At 63.1% G+C, this 16,381-nt stretch carries 13 protein-coding genes and 1 pseudogene; 9 read left to right on the top strand and 5 right to left on the bottom strand.

Annotated elements, in window-relative coordinates; genetic code table 11:
- A pseudogene (locus ABWP50_RS04870) lies at positions 1-186 on the top strand (polyphosphate kinase 2 family protein); the annotation flags it as partial.
- Between the two features lie 4 nt (positions 187-190).
- Here the strand turns inward: ABWP50_RS04870 and ABWP50_RS04875 are convergent.
- Positions 191-2,272 carry a lytic transglycosylase domain-containing protein gene (locus ABWP50_RS04875; RefSeq protein ID WP_353216866.1) on the bottom strand — a complete coding sequence of 694 codons (2,082 nt, stop codon included), beginning with the start codon at positions 2,270-2,272 and terminating at the stop codon, positions 191-193.
- A 34-nt stretch (positions 2,273-2,306) separates the two neighbouring features.
- Between ABWP50_RS04875 and dapA the strand changes: the two genes are divergently transcribed.
- The 5 genes from dapA to recA all read left to right on the top strand — a co-directional run bounded on the left by dapA (position 2,307) and on the right by recA (position 7,090).
- Complete coding sequence (gene dapA / locus ABWP50_RS04880; RefSeq protein WP_353216867.1) at positions 2,307-3,203, top strand: 4-hydroxy-tetrahydrodipicolinate synthase; 897 nt, start codon at positions 2,307-2,309, stop codon at positions 3,201-3,203.
- The gene (gene smpB, locus ABWP50_RS04885; RefSeq protein ID WP_353216868.1) at positions 3,203-3,682 is read left to right on the top strand and encodes an SsrA-binding protein SmpB; all 480 of its coding nucleotides are present in this window, start codon (positions 3,203-3,205) and stop codon (positions 3,680-3,682) included. Before dapA ends, smpB begins: the two co-directional genes overlap by 1 nt.
- On the top strand, positions 3,682-4,347 hold the full coding sequence (locus ABWP50_RS04890; RefSeq protein WP_353216869.1) for a sulfite oxidase-like oxidoreductase: 666 nt from the start codon (positions 3,682-3,684) through the stop codon (positions 4,345-4,347). Before smpB ends, ABWP50_RS04890 begins: the two co-directional genes overlap by 1 nt.
- 157 nt (positions 4,348-4,504) lie before the next feature.
- Positions 4,505-5,920 carry an ATP-binding protein gene (locus ABWP50_RS04895; protein WP_353216870.1) on the top strand — a complete coding sequence of 472 codons (1,416 nt, stop codon included), beginning with the start codon at positions 4,505-4,507 and terminating at the stop codon, positions 5,918-5,920.
- Between the two features lie 96 nt (positions 5,921-6,016).
- Positions 6,017-7,090 carry a recombinase RecA gene (gene recA / locus ABWP50_RS04900; RefSeq protein ID WP_353216871.1) on the top strand — a complete coding sequence of 358 codons (1,074 nt, stop codon included), beginning with the start codon at positions 6,017-6,019 and terminating at the stop codon, positions 7,088-7,090.
- Between the two features lie 91 nt (positions 7,091-7,181).
- Here recA and ABWP50_RS04905 read toward each other — a convergent pair whose 3' ends face one another.
- A complete protein-coding gene (locus ABWP50_RS04905; RefSeq protein WP_353216872.1) occupies positions 7,182-8,105 on the bottom strand; it encodes a hypothetical protein in 924 nt (307 codons plus the stop codon).
- A 124-nt stretch (positions 8,106-8,229) separates the two neighbouring features.
- Here ABWP50_RS04905 and ABWP50_RS04910 point away from each other — a divergent pair, with 124 nt between their 5' ends.
- From ABWP50_RS04910 to ABWP50_RS04920, 3 genes are read left to right on the top strand one after another with little or no spacing between them, the layout of a single operon-like run.
- Positions 8,230-9,063 (top strand): class I SAM-dependent methyltransferase, encoded by an 834-nt coding sequence (locus ABWP50_RS04910; protein WP_353216873.1) that lies wholly within the window; start codon positions 8,230-8,232, stop codon positions 9,061-9,063.
- 44 nt (positions 9,064-9,107) lie between these two features.
- The gene (alaS, locus tag ABWP50_RS04915; RefSeq protein WP_353216874.1) at positions 9,108-11,756 is read left to right on the top strand and encodes an alanine--tRNA ligase; all 2,649 of its coding nucleotides are present in this window, start codon (positions 9,108-9,110) and stop codon (positions 11,754-11,756) included.
- Between the two features lie 8 nt (positions 11,757-11,764).
- Complete coding sequence (locus ABWP50_RS04920; RefSeq protein ID WP_353216875.1) at positions 11,765-12,472, top strand: class I SAM-dependent methyltransferase; 708 nt, start codon at positions 11,765-11,767, stop codon at positions 12,470-12,472.
- Here ABWP50_RS04920 and ABWP50_RS04925 read toward each other — a convergent pair.
- The 3 genes from ABWP50_RS04925 to ABWP50_RS04935 form a co-directional block, all read right to left on the bottom strand.
- A complete protein-coding gene (locus ABWP50_RS04925) occupies positions 12,469-14,223 on the bottom strand; it encodes a cation:proton antiporter domain-containing protein (RefSeq protein WP_353216876.1) in 1,755 nt (584 codons plus the stop codon). The two genes, ABWP50_RS04920 and ABWP50_RS04925, sit on opposite strands and share 4 nt — an antisense overlap.
- Before the next feature lie 119 nt (positions 14,224-14,342).
- Entirely contained in the window at positions 14,343-15,566 is a 1,224-nt protein-coding gene (locus ABWP50_RS04930; protein ID WP_353216877.1) for an NADP-dependent isocitrate dehydrogenase, read from the bottom strand.
- Positions 15,567-15,607: 41 nt separating this feature from the next.
- Entirely contained in the window at positions 15,608-16,189 is a 582-nt protein-coding gene (locus ABWP50_RS04935; RefSeq protein WP_353216878.1) for an LOG family protein, read from the bottom strand.
- Between the last annotated feature and the right edge of the window lie 192 nt (positions 16,190-16,381).

The raw sequence follows: 16,381 nt of genomic DNA on the forward strand, positions 1-16,381 counted from the left end.
CGGCTGTGTTCACCGCCGGCAGCGCCGTGGCATATCGTGGCCGCCAATAACAAGAAACACGCCAGGGTGCGCAGCCTGGAACTGATCTGTGATGCGCTGGGGCAGGGCGTCGATCTGAGCTGGCCGGAGCCGGATGCTGCGCTGGTGAAAATTGCTGAACAGGCGCTTGGAAAAAGCCTGTTTTGACCGCTTAACCCGGCGCGGTTTTGCCCAGCCATTCGCTCAGCCGGTTTGGCCCACGCGTTACGGCCATCCGCGGGTACAGCGTTTCGTAGACCACGGCATTTTCCAGCACGCGCTGCACATAGTTGCGGGTTTCAGCGAAGGGCAGGCTTTCGATCCAATCGACCACATCGTCGCTGCCCGGCGTGCCAAGCTGCGTCACAAACCGGCGCAAATTGCCGGGCCCGGCATTATAGGCCGCCACCGCCATCGGCATTGATCCGTCATTGGCGCCGCGCAGCCGGGTGATGTAGGCGCTGCCGAGCGTGACATTCCACACCGGATCCTCGGTCAGCCGCGCCGCCGGGCTGGTGGGCAGGCCCGACTTTGACGCCTGCTCGGCGGCGGTGGCCGGCACCAATTGCATGAGGCCGAGCGCGTTGGCGCTGGAACGCGCCGTGCGATCAAATTGGCTTTCCTGCCGAGTGATGGCGTGGATGATGGCGGCATTGCCAGCCAGCGTGTCAGGCAGCGGCAGCACCGGAAAGCTGACGGACAGCAAGGCCAGGCCAGCGGTGCCACGCGCCGCCTTGGCCGCGTTCACGCCCACATCGGGCCGGCCGAGCGGCGCCGCTAGGCCAGCAACCAGTGCGGCGCGGGCCGGCGTGTCTACAGTATCGGCCAAATGCTTGAGGAACAGGCTTTGCCGCGCACGGTCGATATCGGCCAAGGCGAAAGCAGCCCGCACCCGGGTTTCGGCGCGCAGATTGCCGGCCGCGTTGGCATCCGGCTGCGGTAACGGTGCGGCGGCAAGGCTGAGCCGCTGGCCCAGCCGCTCAGTGGCAAGCTGGCCATAGAAATAATCGGGATGCGTGGCAGCGGCAGCGAAATACTGCCGCGCAGCCTGGGTTTGCCCGGCGGCATCGGCCGCGCGGCCGGCCCAGTAATCGGCGCGGGCCTGGCTGATCGGTGATTGCGTTGCAGCGCGTGCGTTGCGGAAATGCACCAAGGCATTGGCTGGCTGCCCCAACCGGCGCAGCGCCAGCCAGCCGGCCAGCCATTCCACATCCAGATAGGCGGCGCGTTCGGCCAGACTACGGGTTGCCATGACATTGGCGTCCAGGCCGTGGCTGGCAAGCACAGCGCGGGCCTGGCTGTTGTTGCCGGCACGCCACAGGCTGCGGCCGATTTCCAGACGGGTTTTCAGCCAGGATTCGGTGGCACTGGTCAGGCCGCCGCCCGCCACCAGCGGCATTGCCCCGCCAGCCGCCAGCAAAGCATGGGATTCGCTCTCGCGGCCACTGCGCAGCAGCCAGCGCGCTTCGTCATTCATCAGGCCGGTTTCACGGCGCAAGCGGCCCGGCACCACGCCCAGCCGCGCCTGCACATCAGGCGAACTGCGGCGCAGGGCAATGCGGGCCAGCGCCCACAGCCGCGTATCGGTATCGACCCTGGGCAGCATGCGCGCCGCCGGCGTGGTGCGATCAGCCCAGAGCAGCCGGTCCATACGGCTCACATGGTCCTGTGCCCGCAGTTGATCGCCAAAGCGCGCCAGCAGGCGGGCTTCGGCGGCTTCATCCAGCCCGGCCGAATCCCAGGCGTCTCGCGCCCAGCTAGCGGCAGTGGCCCCTTGGCCAGCATCGGCCAGTGCATTGGCGTAGCGCCATTTGCCATCGGCCGTGATTGGCGGCTGATTGCGAAAATGGCGCAGGGTGGCGCCCGCGGGGGTTGCATCACTGATCCGGCGTTCGGCGAGGCGCCGAATTGTGCCCGCCTGCGGCCAATCGGCATGGCTTGCCAGAAACGCGGCATATTCGGCAAATTCGCCCTGATAGGCCTCACGGCGCAACCGATCCCACTGCACAATTGTTTCCAGAACCGGCACGGGGACAACGCCGGTAAGCGGTGCGGCGGGCAGCAGGGCGGCGCTGGCGCGCTCATTGTCGGCCAGGCGGGCGCGGTAGGTTGCGATGGTTGCTGCGTCCAGACTGGCTGTGGTTTGGGCGTGGGCACTGTTCGCCAACGGTGCGCTCCCCGCCAGCAGGGCAGCGGCAACACCGGCAATGCTGGACAGGCGGCCCTGCTGCTTACTATCACGCGCCTTGAACATCACATTGTGATACGCAGGTGCCAAGGAACAGGCAATGAATGACACCAATCTGATTGCCCGCTGCCAGGGATCGATGCCGGCACTGGTGACGCCGTTCAACGCTGGCGCCGTGGATTTCGGCGCCTTTGCCGCGCACGTCGAATGGCAGATTGAGCAGGGCAGCCACGGGCTGGTGCCAGTGGGCACCACCGGCGAATCGCCAACGCTGGACCATCAGGAACATTATGCCGTGATCGCCGCCTGCGTGGCTGCTGCTGCCGGTCGCGTGCCGGTGATCGCCGGCTGCGGCAGCAACGACACTTGCACGGCGATTGCGCATCTTGGCCATGCCGAGCGCATCGGCGCCGATGCGGCCTTGATCGTGGTGCCCTATTACAACAAGCCGTCACAGGCGGGCCTGATCGCGCATTTCACGGCGCTGCACGATGCCACCGCATTGCCGATCATCATCTACAACATCCCCGGCCGCAGCGTGGCGGACATGAGCGTGGAGACAATGGCAATCCTCAGCCAGTTGCCGCGCATCATCGGCGTGAAGGATGCCACCGGCAATATCGCCCGCGTGGCGCAGCAACGGCTGGCGTGCGGCCCGGAATTCATCCAGCTTTCGGGCAATGACGATATGGCGCTGGGCTTCAACGCGCAGGGCGGGGTGGGCGCGATTTCCGTGACGGCCAACGTGGCGCCGCGTCTGTGCGCGCAGTTGCAGGAAGCGTCGCTGCGCGGCGATCATGCGGCGGCGCTGGCCATTAACGACCTTTTGCAGCCGCTGCACGCTGCGCTGTTTGCCGATGCATCGCCGGGGCCGACCAAATATGCGCTGCACCGGCTTGGCCGCATGGGCCCCGATGTGCGCCTGCCCATCGCAGCGCCATCAAGCGCGGCGATGGCAGCGGTGGACGCCGCACTTGTTCATGCAGGCTTGATCTGATGGCGCGGCCACGGCCAGCTGGCACCAAGGTGAAAACCGTGGCCGAAAATCGGCGCGCGCGCTTTGATTATTTCATCGAAGATGTGTTTGAAGCCGGCATCGCCTTGACAGGCACCGAAGTGAAATCGCTGCGCACCGGGCAGGGCAGCATCGTCGAAAGCTTTGCCGAAGTGAAGGACGGCCAGGTGTGGCTGGTCAACGCCAATATCCCGGTGTTCAGCCACGGCAATATCTTCAATCACGAACCCAAACGCCCGCGCAAGTTGCTCCTGCACGGCCGCGAGATTGACAAGATGCACAGCGCCGTCACCCGGCAAGGCCTGACGCTGGTGCCGCTGAATGTGTTTTTCAACGATCGTGGCCGCGCCAAGATCGAGCTGGCGATTGGCCGCGGCAAGAAACTGCACGACAAGCGCGAAACCAGCAAGGAACGCGATTGGCAGCGCGACCGCGCGCGCGTGATGCGGGAACGCGGCTGATGGCGGACAGCGATACCCCGGCCAGCGGCATTCGCGCCAAACTGGTGGCAATCAAGCAGGCCTGGGCCGATAGCCGCCGGCTGATCACTGGCACACCCGATCCGCAGCACAGCAATCGCCTGCCGCCCGGCCAGCGTCTGGTGACCAATTGGCCAGTGCTGGATCTGGGCCTGAAGCCGGCGATTGAGCGCAGCGAATGGCAGCTCAAGGTCGATGGCTTGGTGGCCAATCCGTTGATCTGGGACTGGAACAGTTACAGCGCGCAGCCGCAGATTGACGATGTGTCAGACATTCACTGCGTCACGCAATGGTCGCGGTTTGACAATCGCTGGTCCGGCGTGGCCACCAGTCATGTGCTCAGTGCAGCGCAGCCGCTGCCACATGCCAATGCCGTGATCCTGCACGGCGCTGATGGTTACACCACCAATCTCACGCTGGAACGCTTTGCCGGTGATGATTGCGTGATTGCGCATGCCCATGATGGTGTTGCGCTGTCACGAGACCATGGTGGACCGGTGCGTGCCATTATTCCGCGCTGGTATTTCTGGAAATCGGCCAAATGGTTGGTGCGCATCGAGCTGGTCGCCGTGGACAAGCCCGGTTTCTGGGAGGCGCGCGGCTATCACAATGATGGCGATCCGTGGACGGAGCAGCGTTATTCCTGAAGATCTGCCTACCGCCGCCGTTGTTGATTGGGCGATGTTTCAGCCTGTCGATAGCGCATGGCCTGCGCCTTATGCCGAAGGCATATCCAGCCCCGGTTTCGGGCCGTTGCTGGTGAATATTCCAATGGCGCTTGCGTTGCTTGATTCGTCCGGCCGCATGTTTGCCGGCAACGAAGCCATGGCAGCAACCGCCGGCACGGCTTGGCGGCCCGGATTGATGCCGCAGCAAATGGCTGTTCCCGATGATGCACCGGTGCTGGCGCTGGCCGTGTCCGAAGTCGTGGCGGGCGGGGCTGCCCGCACGCTCAGGGTTGCGCTGGTCAACCGGCCAGACGAACCGCAGGATTTGCGGCTGTTGCCATTTCCCCCCGGTCTGGGCGCGGCAGCCATGCTGGCGCTGCCAGATCTGCGCGAACAATTGCGGCTGGAAACACAAGTGAAAGCGGCGGCGCGCATGCAGGCTGTGGGCCAATTGGCTGGCGGCATTGCGCATGATTTCAACAATTTGCTCACCGCCGTGCTGGCCTTGACCGATCAATTGCTGGAACAGGAGCAGCGCGAGGCGGACCGCGATGCCATCAAGGAAATCCGCATCAATGGCGAACGCGGCGCCAAGCTGGTGGGGCAATTGCTGGCCTTTTCCCGGCAGCAGCCCCAGCAGCGAAACCTGTTGTTTTTCAGTGAGCTGTTGCAGGGTTTGCGGCCGCTGCTAGTGCAATTGCTCGGCCCGGCCGTTGATCTTGTCATCACGGGTAGCGGCCGCCTGGCAGTGAAGGCCGATCCTGGCCAGTTGGAACAGGTCATCCTGAATCTCGCGATCAATGCCCGGGACGCAATGTCAGGCAAGGGCCGCCTGTTGATCAGTGTAGCAGATGTTCCTGCTGCCCGGATCGAAGCCTTGGGCCATGCCATTATTCCGATCAGCGATCATGTCGTGCTTGAGATTACCGACACGGGCGTCGGTATTCCGCCGGATATTGTCGGTAAGATATTCGAACCGTTTTTCACCACCAAGCCGCAGGGGCAGGGTACCGGGCTTGGCCTTGCGACCGTATACGGTATCGTCAAACAGACCGGCGGCTATATCTTTGCCAAGACAGGGCCCGGAGGGCGCGGCACGACATTTTCGGTTTATTTGCCTGGTCACGAAATGGCAAAGACGTCTGCCGAAGCGCCGCCGGAAGTTGCCGTGCAGCCAATGCCCACGGGCAAGCGCGTGCTGCTGGTGGAAGATGAGCCTTCGGTGCGCACCGTGTTTGCGCGCGGTCTGCAACGCCAGGGCTGCTTTGTAACGACCGCCGAGGATGCCGTGGCTGCGCTGGCAATTTTGCGGCAATCTGAACCATTTGATGTGCTGGTGTCGGACGTGATGATGCCTGGCATCGATGGGGTTGAACTGGCCATCGAAGCTGCGCGGCTGGCCCCGAAGATGGGCATTGTCCTGATGTCCGGCTATGCGGAACTGCCGCGCCACAAGGCTGCTGGCGAACTGGGATTTCGTTTTCTTGCCAAACCCTTCACACTTGCAGAATTGTTCGAAGCAATCGCTGCAAGCCTGCAATCGCCGCGCTGAAACAAATTTTGTTCCCCTCTTGTTCGTTTAGAACAAGACGTGTACATCAATTTGCATTGACGGCCAACGGCCGCCGCTTCAGGAAGGGATCGGGTCATGGCAGCAGCGCTCAAGGTGGTGGATACGGCGATGGATCGGCAAAAGGCGCTCGACGCAGCATTGGCTCAGATCGACAGGGCATTCGGCAAAGGCTCGGTGATGAAACTTGGCCAGCGCGATGCGCTGGAGATCGAAGCGATATCCACCGGTTCGCTTGGGCTTGATATCGCGCTTGGTATCGGTGGGTTACCGCGCGGCCGCGTTGTGGAAATTTATGGGCCCGAAAGCTCCGGCAAGACGACGCTGGCCTTGCATGCCATTGCCGAAGCGCAGCGCGCCGGCGGCACGGCTGCATTCGTCGATGCCGAACACGCGCTCGACCCGGGTTATGCCAAGAAACTGGGCGTCAACATCGACGAATTGATCGTGTCGCAGCCTGACACGGGAGAACAGGCGCTGGAGATCGTTGATACGCTGGTTCGTTCAAATGCCATTGATGTGCTGGTGATCGATTCGGTTGCGGCCTTGGTGCCGCGCGCGGAAATCGAAGGCGAAATGGGCGATAGCCATGTCGGCCTGCAGGCGCGGCTCATGTCGCAGTCGCTGCGCAAATTGACCGGCTCCATCAGTCGCTCGCGGTGCCTGGTGATTTTCATCAACCAGCTGCGCATGAAAATCGGTGTGATGTACGGCAATCCGGAAACCACCACCGGCGGCAATGCGCTGAAATTCTATGCGTCCGTTCGGCTCGATATCCGCCGCACCGGCCAGATCAAGGACCGCGAAGATATTGTTGGCAATGCCACGCGCGTCAAAGTGGTCAAGAACAAGGTGGCGCCGCCGTTCAAACAAGTGGAATTCGATATCATGTACGGCGAGGGCATCTCCAAGATCGGTGAGATTCTCGATCTCGGGGTGAAGGCCGGCGTTATCGACAAGTCCGGTTCGTGGTTCAGCCACGATAGCATCCGGATTGGCCAGGGCCGCGAAAACGCCAAAAAATATCTCAAGGAAAATCCGCAGACAGCGGCCAAGATCGAAAAAATCATTCGCGACAACGCCGCTGGTATCTCTGACGCGCTGCTTGTTGGCCCTTCGTCGGATGACGACACGGGCGACGAGGAAATGTGAGATTGCCAGTGTGGCGGCAATTTGAAATTCAGGGGCGATCGTCAGGCGATCGCCCCTTTTTTTGGCCTTTGGTACCGTAACTTCATGGCACCTATCGTTTAGGTGCCGCGGCCTGTGTTTGAACTGGCGGCGGGCTTGCCGGCGAAACGGCAGCGTCGGCCATGCGCCCGGCCATGTCAGCGCGTTGGCGCCAGCCTTCCACCGCGGCCTTGCTGCTGTACATGGCTTCGATAAACCGCTCGTCTTGGTCTGACATCCCATCAAAGCGCGGCGCATCTTTATCAAACATGGCCAATATGCTGCCGGTTGGCCGCTGGCGCGGGTCCATGCGCAGCCGCCCCAATCCCACCAGCGCAATATAGTCAGACAAGGCCGACACATTTTCGGACGCCAGCCGGGTGATATCGACAATTATCACGGCGCCGGTGATACCCACACGAGTCGAAAGATCGATGGGTGATCCGCGGATATTGTTGTTGAAGGTCACGTCACCGCCGATCGCGCTAGCGCCAGCAGCGCCCAGCGCCGGCGCGCCGGGCGCGAGTTGCCGCCCGTCATAGGCTTCCGGCGCCGTGAAATGCCACCATCGCACCGGCAGATCGCTGTTCTTGACCAAACCGCGTTCACTTGCCGGAAGCGCATCGAGCGCCCCGGATTGGCGGCGATTGATCTGTTTGACCAGGGCGCGCGCTTCCCGCGTGAACACGATGGCCAGATTCGGTTCACAGCCCGCTGCCGCCAGTTTCAGCCCGACATGCCGAGCGACATCGGCAATGCGTGCCGTGAACACGGCGCCGGATTTGTCGTCCACCCCCATGGTAATCGCGCAGACAGGCGCGAACCACCGGGCGTTCTGGCCGCCGCGAGTATCGGCTATTCCATCGCGTAGAAATTTGGATGCCTCGGCACGCATGACGCTGCGGCTGAGCCGGTCGGCGGTGACGGTCACGGCCTCGGCCGGCGCGGGATCGGCGGCCAATCCCGCCTGGCTTGCCAAAAGCAGGGCTGCGAACAATGCAGCAGACAAATGTGGTGACGGCATTGTTGGGCAATAAACTACCTTGTCGATGGGTTCAACCGCCGGCCATTGACGGCGCCAGCCTGACGCAGCAATCAACCAATCAAGAGGGGACGCCGCAATGAGCAATGCCGAGCAGATTGATTACTGGAACGGCAAGGTTGGTGACATCTGGGTGCAGATGCAGGAGCGCATGGATGCAGCGCTCACGCCGGTTACCGCCGCCTTGCTGGCTGCAGCCGCGCCGCAGCCGGGTGAGGCCGTGCTCGATGTCGGCTGCGGGGCCGGCGAAACCACCCTCGCGGCTGCGCTGGCCGTTGGCGAAGATGGTAGCGCTTTGGGTTTGGACATCTCGGCGCCGTTGCTTGCCCACGCCCGCAGCCGCGCCGAAGCGCTGCTCTGCGATGCTGATTTCATTGCCGGCGATGCTTCGACATGGGCTGACGAGGGTGATTTTGATCTCATAATGTCGCGGTTTGGCGTGATGTTCTTCGCCGATCCGGGCGCTGCCTTTGCGCATTTCCATCGGCTTGCTGCCCCGGGTGGCCGGTTGGTGTTTGCCTGTTGGCAGCCAGCGGCCCGCAATTTGTGGGCGACCTTTCCGATGACGGCGCTGGCCGATCTGTTGCCGCCGCAACCCGCTTCCGATCCGCATGCGCCGGGGCCGTTTGCCTTTGCCGATGCCGCGCGCGTCGCCATGATGCTGGAAGCGGCCGGCTGGCAGGATGCCACTTTTCACAGCCTGCCGTTTGCGATGCTGATCGGCAGCGGTGATGACCCGATTGCCGACGCCGTCAGCTTCAATCTCAAGATCGGTCCGGCGGCGCGCGCGGTGCGCGATGCCGGCATTGGCAGCGACGCGCGTCCGCGGCTTGCGGCCGAGCTGGGTCTTTATCTGGCCGGCGGTGAAGTGGCCTTGCCCGGCGCAGCCTGGCTGGTGACGGCGCGGGCTTGATGCCAACACTTTACGCTGGCTTTGCGCTGCCGTAAGTCCTGCGCATGATCTCTTCGAACGACATCCGGAAAAGCTTTCTCGATCATTTCGCGAAGGCTGGCCACAGCCCGGTGGCTTCGGCGCCGCTGGTGCCGCAAAACGATCCGACCTTGATGTTCGTCAATGCCGGTATGGTGCCGTTCAAGAATGTCTTTACCGGCCTGGAAACGCGCCCTTACACCACGGCAGCATCCAGCCAGAAATGTGTGCGGGCTGGCGGCAAGCACAATGATCTCGACAATGTCGGCTACACCGCGCGCCATCATACCTTCTTCGAAATGCTTGGGAATTTCTCGTTTGGCGATTATTTCAAGGAACAGGCAATCACGCTGGCTTGGGATTTGCTCACCCGCGAATGGGGCCTGAACAAGGACCGCCTGACCGTTACCGTCTACCACACAGACGACGAAGCCGCCGCCTTGTGGCGCAAGATTGCCGGCCTGCCTGATCATCGCATCATCCGCATCCCGACCAACGACAATTTCTGGTCGATGGGAGATACCGGTCCCTGCGGGCCGTGCAGCGAGATATTTTACGATCATGGCGACCATATTTTCGGCGGCCCGCCTGGCAGTCCTGACGAAGATGGCGACCGGTTTGTCGAGATCTGGAATCTGGTGTTCATGCAATATGAGCAGGTCGATGCCGGCACCCGCCTCGATCTGCCGCGCCCCAGCATCGACACCGGCATGGGTCTCGAGCGCGTTGCCGCCGTGTTGCAGGGTGTGCACGACAATTATGACACCGATACGTTCCGCACCCTGATTGCAGCCAGCGAAGACAAGGTTGGCCGCGCGTTGACCAAAGAGGCCAAGGCCTCCCACCGCGTCATCGCCGACCATTTGCGCTCGGCGGGCTTTCTGGTTGCCGACGGCGTGCTGCCAGCCGGCGAAGGCCGCGGCTATGTGCTGCGCCGGATCATGCGCCGGGCCATGCGTCACGCCCATATCCTTGGCGCCAAGGAGCCCTTGATGCACCAGCTTGTGCCGGCGCTGCTGGCAACGATGGGCCTGGCCTATCCGGAATTGGGCCGGGCCAGCGCGCTGATTGAGGAAACCCTGAAGCTTGAAGAAACCCGGTTTCGTCAGACGCTTGAGCGCGGTCTGGGCCTTCTGGATGAAGCAACCGCGTCGCTTGCGGTTGGCGGCACTTTGCCGGGCGATGTGGCATTCAAACTATACGACACATTCGGTTTTCCCTATGATCTGACCGAGGATGCCTTGCGTGCGCGCGGCTTGGCCGTGGACCGGGCTGGTTTCGATGTCGCCATGGCCGAGCAGCGCCGCCAGGCCCGCGCGGCCTGGACGGGCTCGGGCGAGGCCAAGGATGCCGCCGTCTGGTTCGATATCGTCGACGCGCACGGCGCGACTGAGTTCACCGGCTACACCAGCCTGACCGGCGAAGCGCAGGTTGTGGCGTTGGTGAAGGATGGCGCGCAGGTTCAGCGTATCGAAGCGGGCGAAACGGCGGTGATGATCACCAACCAAACCCCGTTTTACGGTGAAAGTGGCGGCCAGTCGGGCGATGGCGGTTCGCTGCGCTGGGGCGACGGCCTGACCGGGCGCGTCGCCGACACGCGCAAGGCGCTGGGCAAACTGCATCTGCACGATGTCGTTCTGGATGGTGGCCCGCTGGCGGTCGGCGATGTCGTGCGCCTGGATGTCAGTTCCCCGCAGCGCAGCAGCCATCGCCGCGCGCACAGCGCGACCCATGTGCTGCACGCCGCGCTGCGCCGCCGCCTTGGCACGCATGTCACGCAAAAGGGCTCCTATGTCGGCGAGGATGTGCTGCGCTTCGATTTTTCACACCAGAAGGCGATGACTGCTGCCGAACTGGCTGCGGTTGAGGCCGATGTGAACGCGCAAATCCTTAGCAATCGCGGCGTCACCACCGCACTGATGACCCCGGACGACGCGATTGCCGCCGGTGCCATGGCGCTGTTTGGCGAGAAATATGGCGACGAAGTGCGCGTGCTGACCATGGGCATCGACGATGGCGGCGACAGCTACAGCGTCGAATTGTGCGGCGGCACCCATGTCGCGGCACTGGGCGATATCGGCTTGCTCAAGATCACATCGGAAAGCGCCGTCGCTTCGGGTGTGCGCCGCATCGAAGGCAAAACCGGTGTTGCCGCGCGCGAATGGCTGAATGAGCGCGAGGCGCTGCTGCTGGCGGCCGCAGCCGAGATGAAGGCGCGGCCTGAAGACGTGCCGGCCCGGGTTGCCACGTTGATGGAGGATCGCAAGCGCTTAGAGCGTGAGCTTGCCGACGCCAAGAAGGCCCTGGCGCTCGCCGGGCCAAGCACCGGCGCACAGGCTGGCCCTGAACAGATCAACGGCATCGCCTTTCATGGCCAGGTGATCGACGGATTGGATCCCAAGGCGCTGCGCGGCCTGATCGATGACACGAAGGCCAGGCTGGGCAGCAGCATTGCCGTGATGATCGCCGTGAACGATGGCCGCGCCAGCGTGGCGGTGGGCGTGTCGGCTGATTTGATCGAACGCCATTCCGCCGTCGATCTGGTGCGCGTGGCAGCGGCGGCCTTGGGCGGGCAGGGCGGCGGCGGCCGGCCTGATATGGCGCAGGCCGGCGGGCCCGATGGTGACAAGGCGGCAGATGCCATTGCAGCGGTCAAGCTGGCCCTGGCCGGCTGACCAGCGCGATGTCAGGCTGGGATGCATCGGCGGACGCGTGGATCGCCGTCATCGGCGAATCCGGCGATTTTGGCCGCGTGCATGTGCTTGATGCGCCGATGCTGGCGCTGGTTGATCATCATGCACCGGCGCGGGTGCTGGATGTGGGCTGCGGCGAGGGCAGGTTTTGCCGGATGCTGACGGCGCGCGGCATATCAACTGTTGGCATTGATCCCACGGCTGCACTGATCAGCCGGGCGCAGGCGCTGCACGCGGACGGCGATTACCGCGTTGCTCATGCAGAAGCGATGGCAGCCGAACCGAGCGGTTTCGATATGGCCATCTGCTATTTGTCGCTGATCGACATGGCCGATTTGTCGGCGGCGCTGGCGCAAATCGTGGCGGCGATTGCGCCGGGCGGGCATTTGCTCATCGCCAATCTGACGTCGTTCAACACAGCCGCGGTGCATGTCGGCTGGTTGAAGCCGCTGGACGCCGAGCCAAGTTTTCCCATTGATCATTATTTTCGGGAACGGCCGCTGCGCACCCGCTGGAGCGGTATCGATATCATCAACCACCACCGCCCGCTGAAAATCTATATGCAGGCGTTGATCGGCCATGGCCTGATCTTGACCCATTTCGATGAGCCCGAAGCAACCGGCGGCCCGGCCGACAAGCGCGACCGCTACAATCGTGTGCCGAATTTTCACATCATGGTTTGGCGCAAACCCCTCTAATCCGGTGTTTTCATCCCGCGCCGCAATGTGCGCATTGGCGGACGTTTGACGCCGCCGCCTTTGCCGCGAATGCGGGCGCGAAGCTCGTCGCGTTTTTCGTGAATGGAGGCGATCACCGGCCCCATCGGAACGCCCAGATCCACCAGCACGGCTTCAGCCAGTTGCAGGCTGCTTTCGACGGTTTCCGGCACGGCATCGGTCACGCCCAGGGCGTATAACTGGCCCGCGTGATCGGCATCGCGGGCGCGCACCACGATGCACAAATCCGGATATGACAGGCGGATGCGGCGGATCAGCAGATCGAGCATATGCATGTCATCAATGGTCAGCACCACTGCCTTTGCCGTATCGAGCTTCAGCCGGTCGATCAATTCGGGCCGGCGGGCATCGCCAAAGATGACCGGCTTGCCGGCGCGCCGCAGCCGCTGCACTTCGTCGGGATCACTGTCTACTGCAAGCCATGGTTGGCCATGCATATCAAGCATTTGCGCAACCAGCCGGCCAACCCGTCCATAGCCGATGATGATGGTGCGTTGGCTCGACATAGCGGCAGCAGGCTCGGGTTCGGCGTGTTCGGGCTTGAATTCATGTTCAAGACGGGCGCCTGCCAGCCCGAGCAGCGGCGCCAATGCAAGGCTGAGCGAAGCGACCGCCAGCGCCATTTGGGCATCGCCGCCGCCGATCAGCCGTGCCGAAACGGCCGCGCCAAGCACGATCAAGCCGGTTTCGGACGGGCTGGCCAGCAGCAGCGCGACATGCCCGGCCACACCGCGCCGCACCTGGTGCAGCCGTAGCAGGCCAAAGATTGCAGCGGCCTTCAGGGATATGATCGCCGCCGCGCCGCCCAGCACCGGCCACGGATCGGCAGCCAGCGCCCCCAGATCAAGGCCGCTGCCGATCCAGATCAGAAACACACCCAGCAGCAAGCCTTCGAACGGTTGCACCGCTGCTTCGATCTGGCGGCGAAAATCGCTGGTGGCCAGCATCAATCCCGCGATCAAGGCGCCAACGGCTGGCGATATGCCGGCAAAGGCGGCCATGCCCGCCGAACCAATGATCACCACCAGTGCGGCCGCCAGAAACAGTTCCGAACGGCGGGTGCGCGCCGCTTGCATGAACAGTGGCGGCACCAGATAGCGCGCCGCCACGGCCACGCCGGCCAGCGCCAGCACGCCCTTGATCAATCCGCCCCAGAAACTGCCCCCGGCCGCTGCACCGATCAGCAGCAGCATCGGCGCAATGGCAATATCCTGAAACAGCAGCACGCCGATCGCCATGCGGCCAGCCTGGCTGTTGATTTTGCCGGCGGCTGACAAGATCTGCAGGCCCACCGCCGTGGACGACAAGGCCAGCGCGCCGGCCATCGCCGCAGCCGGCAGCACTGCCAGACCAGCAGCCAGCAGCACCGCAGCAATCAAGCCCGTGCACAGCAGCATCTGCAAGCTGCCCAGCCCCAATATGGTGTTTCGCATGGTGCGAATCCGGTCCGGGCTGAGTTCGAGGCCGAGCGCAAACAGCAGCAGGGCCACGCCCATTTCCGCCGGCGCAGCCAGCACATCGTGATCAGACAGGGCCAGAAATTCCAGGCCCGGCAACTGGCCAAGCCCGAATGGCCCCGCCGCGATGCCAACCAGGATGAAGCCGATGACCGGTGAAATGCGCAACGCCGCAAAGGCCGGGATCACCAGTCCGGCGGCGCCAAGCACCAGCGCCATATCCTTGAAGGCCGAAGATTCCAGTGGCATCGCCATGGCGGCACCATGCGGGCAACAGCCCGTGATGTCACGCGCCGTGCTTTACCGCGCCGGCATCACGGCCCGCCTATGCCGGGGAAATGTTCAGCATTGCCGAGTGGCCGACGCCTGCGCTCTCAAAGCCCCTTGGCGATTGCAGCATCCAGATTGACGCGGATGGCTTCGAAGAATTGTTCGGTGGTCATCCAAGCCTGATCGGGCCCGATCAGCAGCGCCAGATCCTTGGTCATGGCGCCCTGTTCGACGGTTTCGACGCACAGCCGCTCCAATGTTTCAGCAAATTTCGTCACGGCCGGCGTGCCATCCAGCTTGCCGCGATGCTTCAGCCCGCCGGTCCAGGCGAATATGCTGGCAATCGGGTTGGTGCTGGTCGGCTTCCCTTCCTGGTGCATGCGGTAATGGCGGGTCACGGTGCCGTGCGCCGCTTCGGCTTCCACGGTCTTGCCGTCCGGGGTCATCAGGATGCTGGTCATCAGGCCAAGGCTGCCATAGCCCTGCGCCACCATGTCGGATTGCACATCGCCGTCGTAATTCTTGCAGGCCCACACGAACTTGCCTGACCATTTCAGCGCCGATGCCACCAGATCGTCGATCAGGCGGTGTTCGTAAACGATGCCGGCCTTGCGGAATCTGGCCTTGAATTCCTCTTCATAGACCTCCTGAAAAATGTCCTTGAAGCGGCCATCATAGGATTTGAGGATGGTGTTCTTGGTCGACAAATACACCGGCCAGGCACGATCAAGGCCGTAATTCAGACTGGCGCGGGCAAAATCACGAATGCTGTCATCAAGATTGTACATGCCCATCGCGACGCCGGCCGAGGGAAAATCGAACACCTCTTCCTCAATGACGCTGGAGCCGTCCTGCGCCTCCCAGCGCATGGTCAGCTTGCCGGGGCCGGGCACCTTGAAATCGGTGGCGCGATACTGATCGCCAAAGGCATGGCGGCCGATCACGATCGGATCGGTCCAGCCCGGCACCAGCCGCGGCACCGACTGGATCACGATAGGCTCACGAAACACCACGCCGCCCAATATGTTGCGGATGGTGCCATTGGGCGATTTCCACATCCGCTTCAGCCCGAATTCCTTCACGCGGGCTTCGTCCGGGGTGATTGTCGCGCATTTCACGCCCACGCCATGCTCGCGGATCGCATTGGCCGATTCCACGGTTACCTTGTCGTTGGTGTCGTCGCGGTTTTCGATGCCCAGATCATAATAGCGCAGATCGACGTCGAGATAGGGCAGGATAAGCTGCTCGCGAATCCACTGCCAGATGATCCGGGTCATTTCGTCCCCGTCCAGTTCGACAACGGGGTTTTCGACCTTGATCTTCGGCATTGCGGGCTTCCTGAATATATGCGGCAGTTTGCAGCAGTCTTCTAGGGGGCTGGGGCTGCGCTGGTCAATGGCTGCGGCGCCGGGGTTGCCAGCAACTTTGCCGATAGCGCCGCCAGATCATCAAGCGGCTCGGCCAGCTGATCGAGGCCGGGCGGCCCAAACCCGCTGCTGCCGATATGGCCGAGCAGCGCCGTGAGCGGCCGCCAATAGCCTTGTGTGCCCAGCAGCCAGATCGGCTTGTTGTGAATGCCCAATTCGCGCCACGTCAGGCTTTCGAACAGCTCATCGAGGGTGCCGATGCTGCCCGGCAACGCAATGATTGCATCGGCCATCGCGTGCATCATGGCCTTGCGCTCATGCAATGTCTCCACAACATGAAGCGCATCAAGACCGTCCTGGGCGATTTCGCTGGTCATCAGCAGGCGCGGGATGATGCCGACCACGCGGCCGCCAGCCGCCAGTGTCGCGCGCGCCGCAATGCCCATCAGGCCGACCCGGCCGCCGCCATACACCAGCGTGATACCTTGCGCTGCGCACAATCGGCCCAGGCCTGCGGCCAGTTCGGCATGCGCCGGATGGTGGCCAGCCCGCGAGCCGCAGAACAACAACAGCGATGTGATCATCCGTGCTGAATGGCGCAAAGCCAGCCGGCGTGCAATCGCCAGTGCCGTGGCAATTCGCGCGAATTGCCCAGCTGATTTGCCAAGTCATGCCGCTGCGCAGTAAAGCTGCGCCATGAACGAACCAGACAAGCTTCCTCCGCTGGCCGATCCGACCGCGCCGACACCGGTTGATTTGACCAAGGATGCCCCGAT

The sequence above is a fragment of the Sandarakinorhabdus sp. genome (assembly GCF_040398645.1).
Classification (GTDB): Bacteria; Pseudomonadota; Alphaproteobacteria; order Sphingomonadales; family Sphingomonadaceae; genus Sandarakinorhabdus.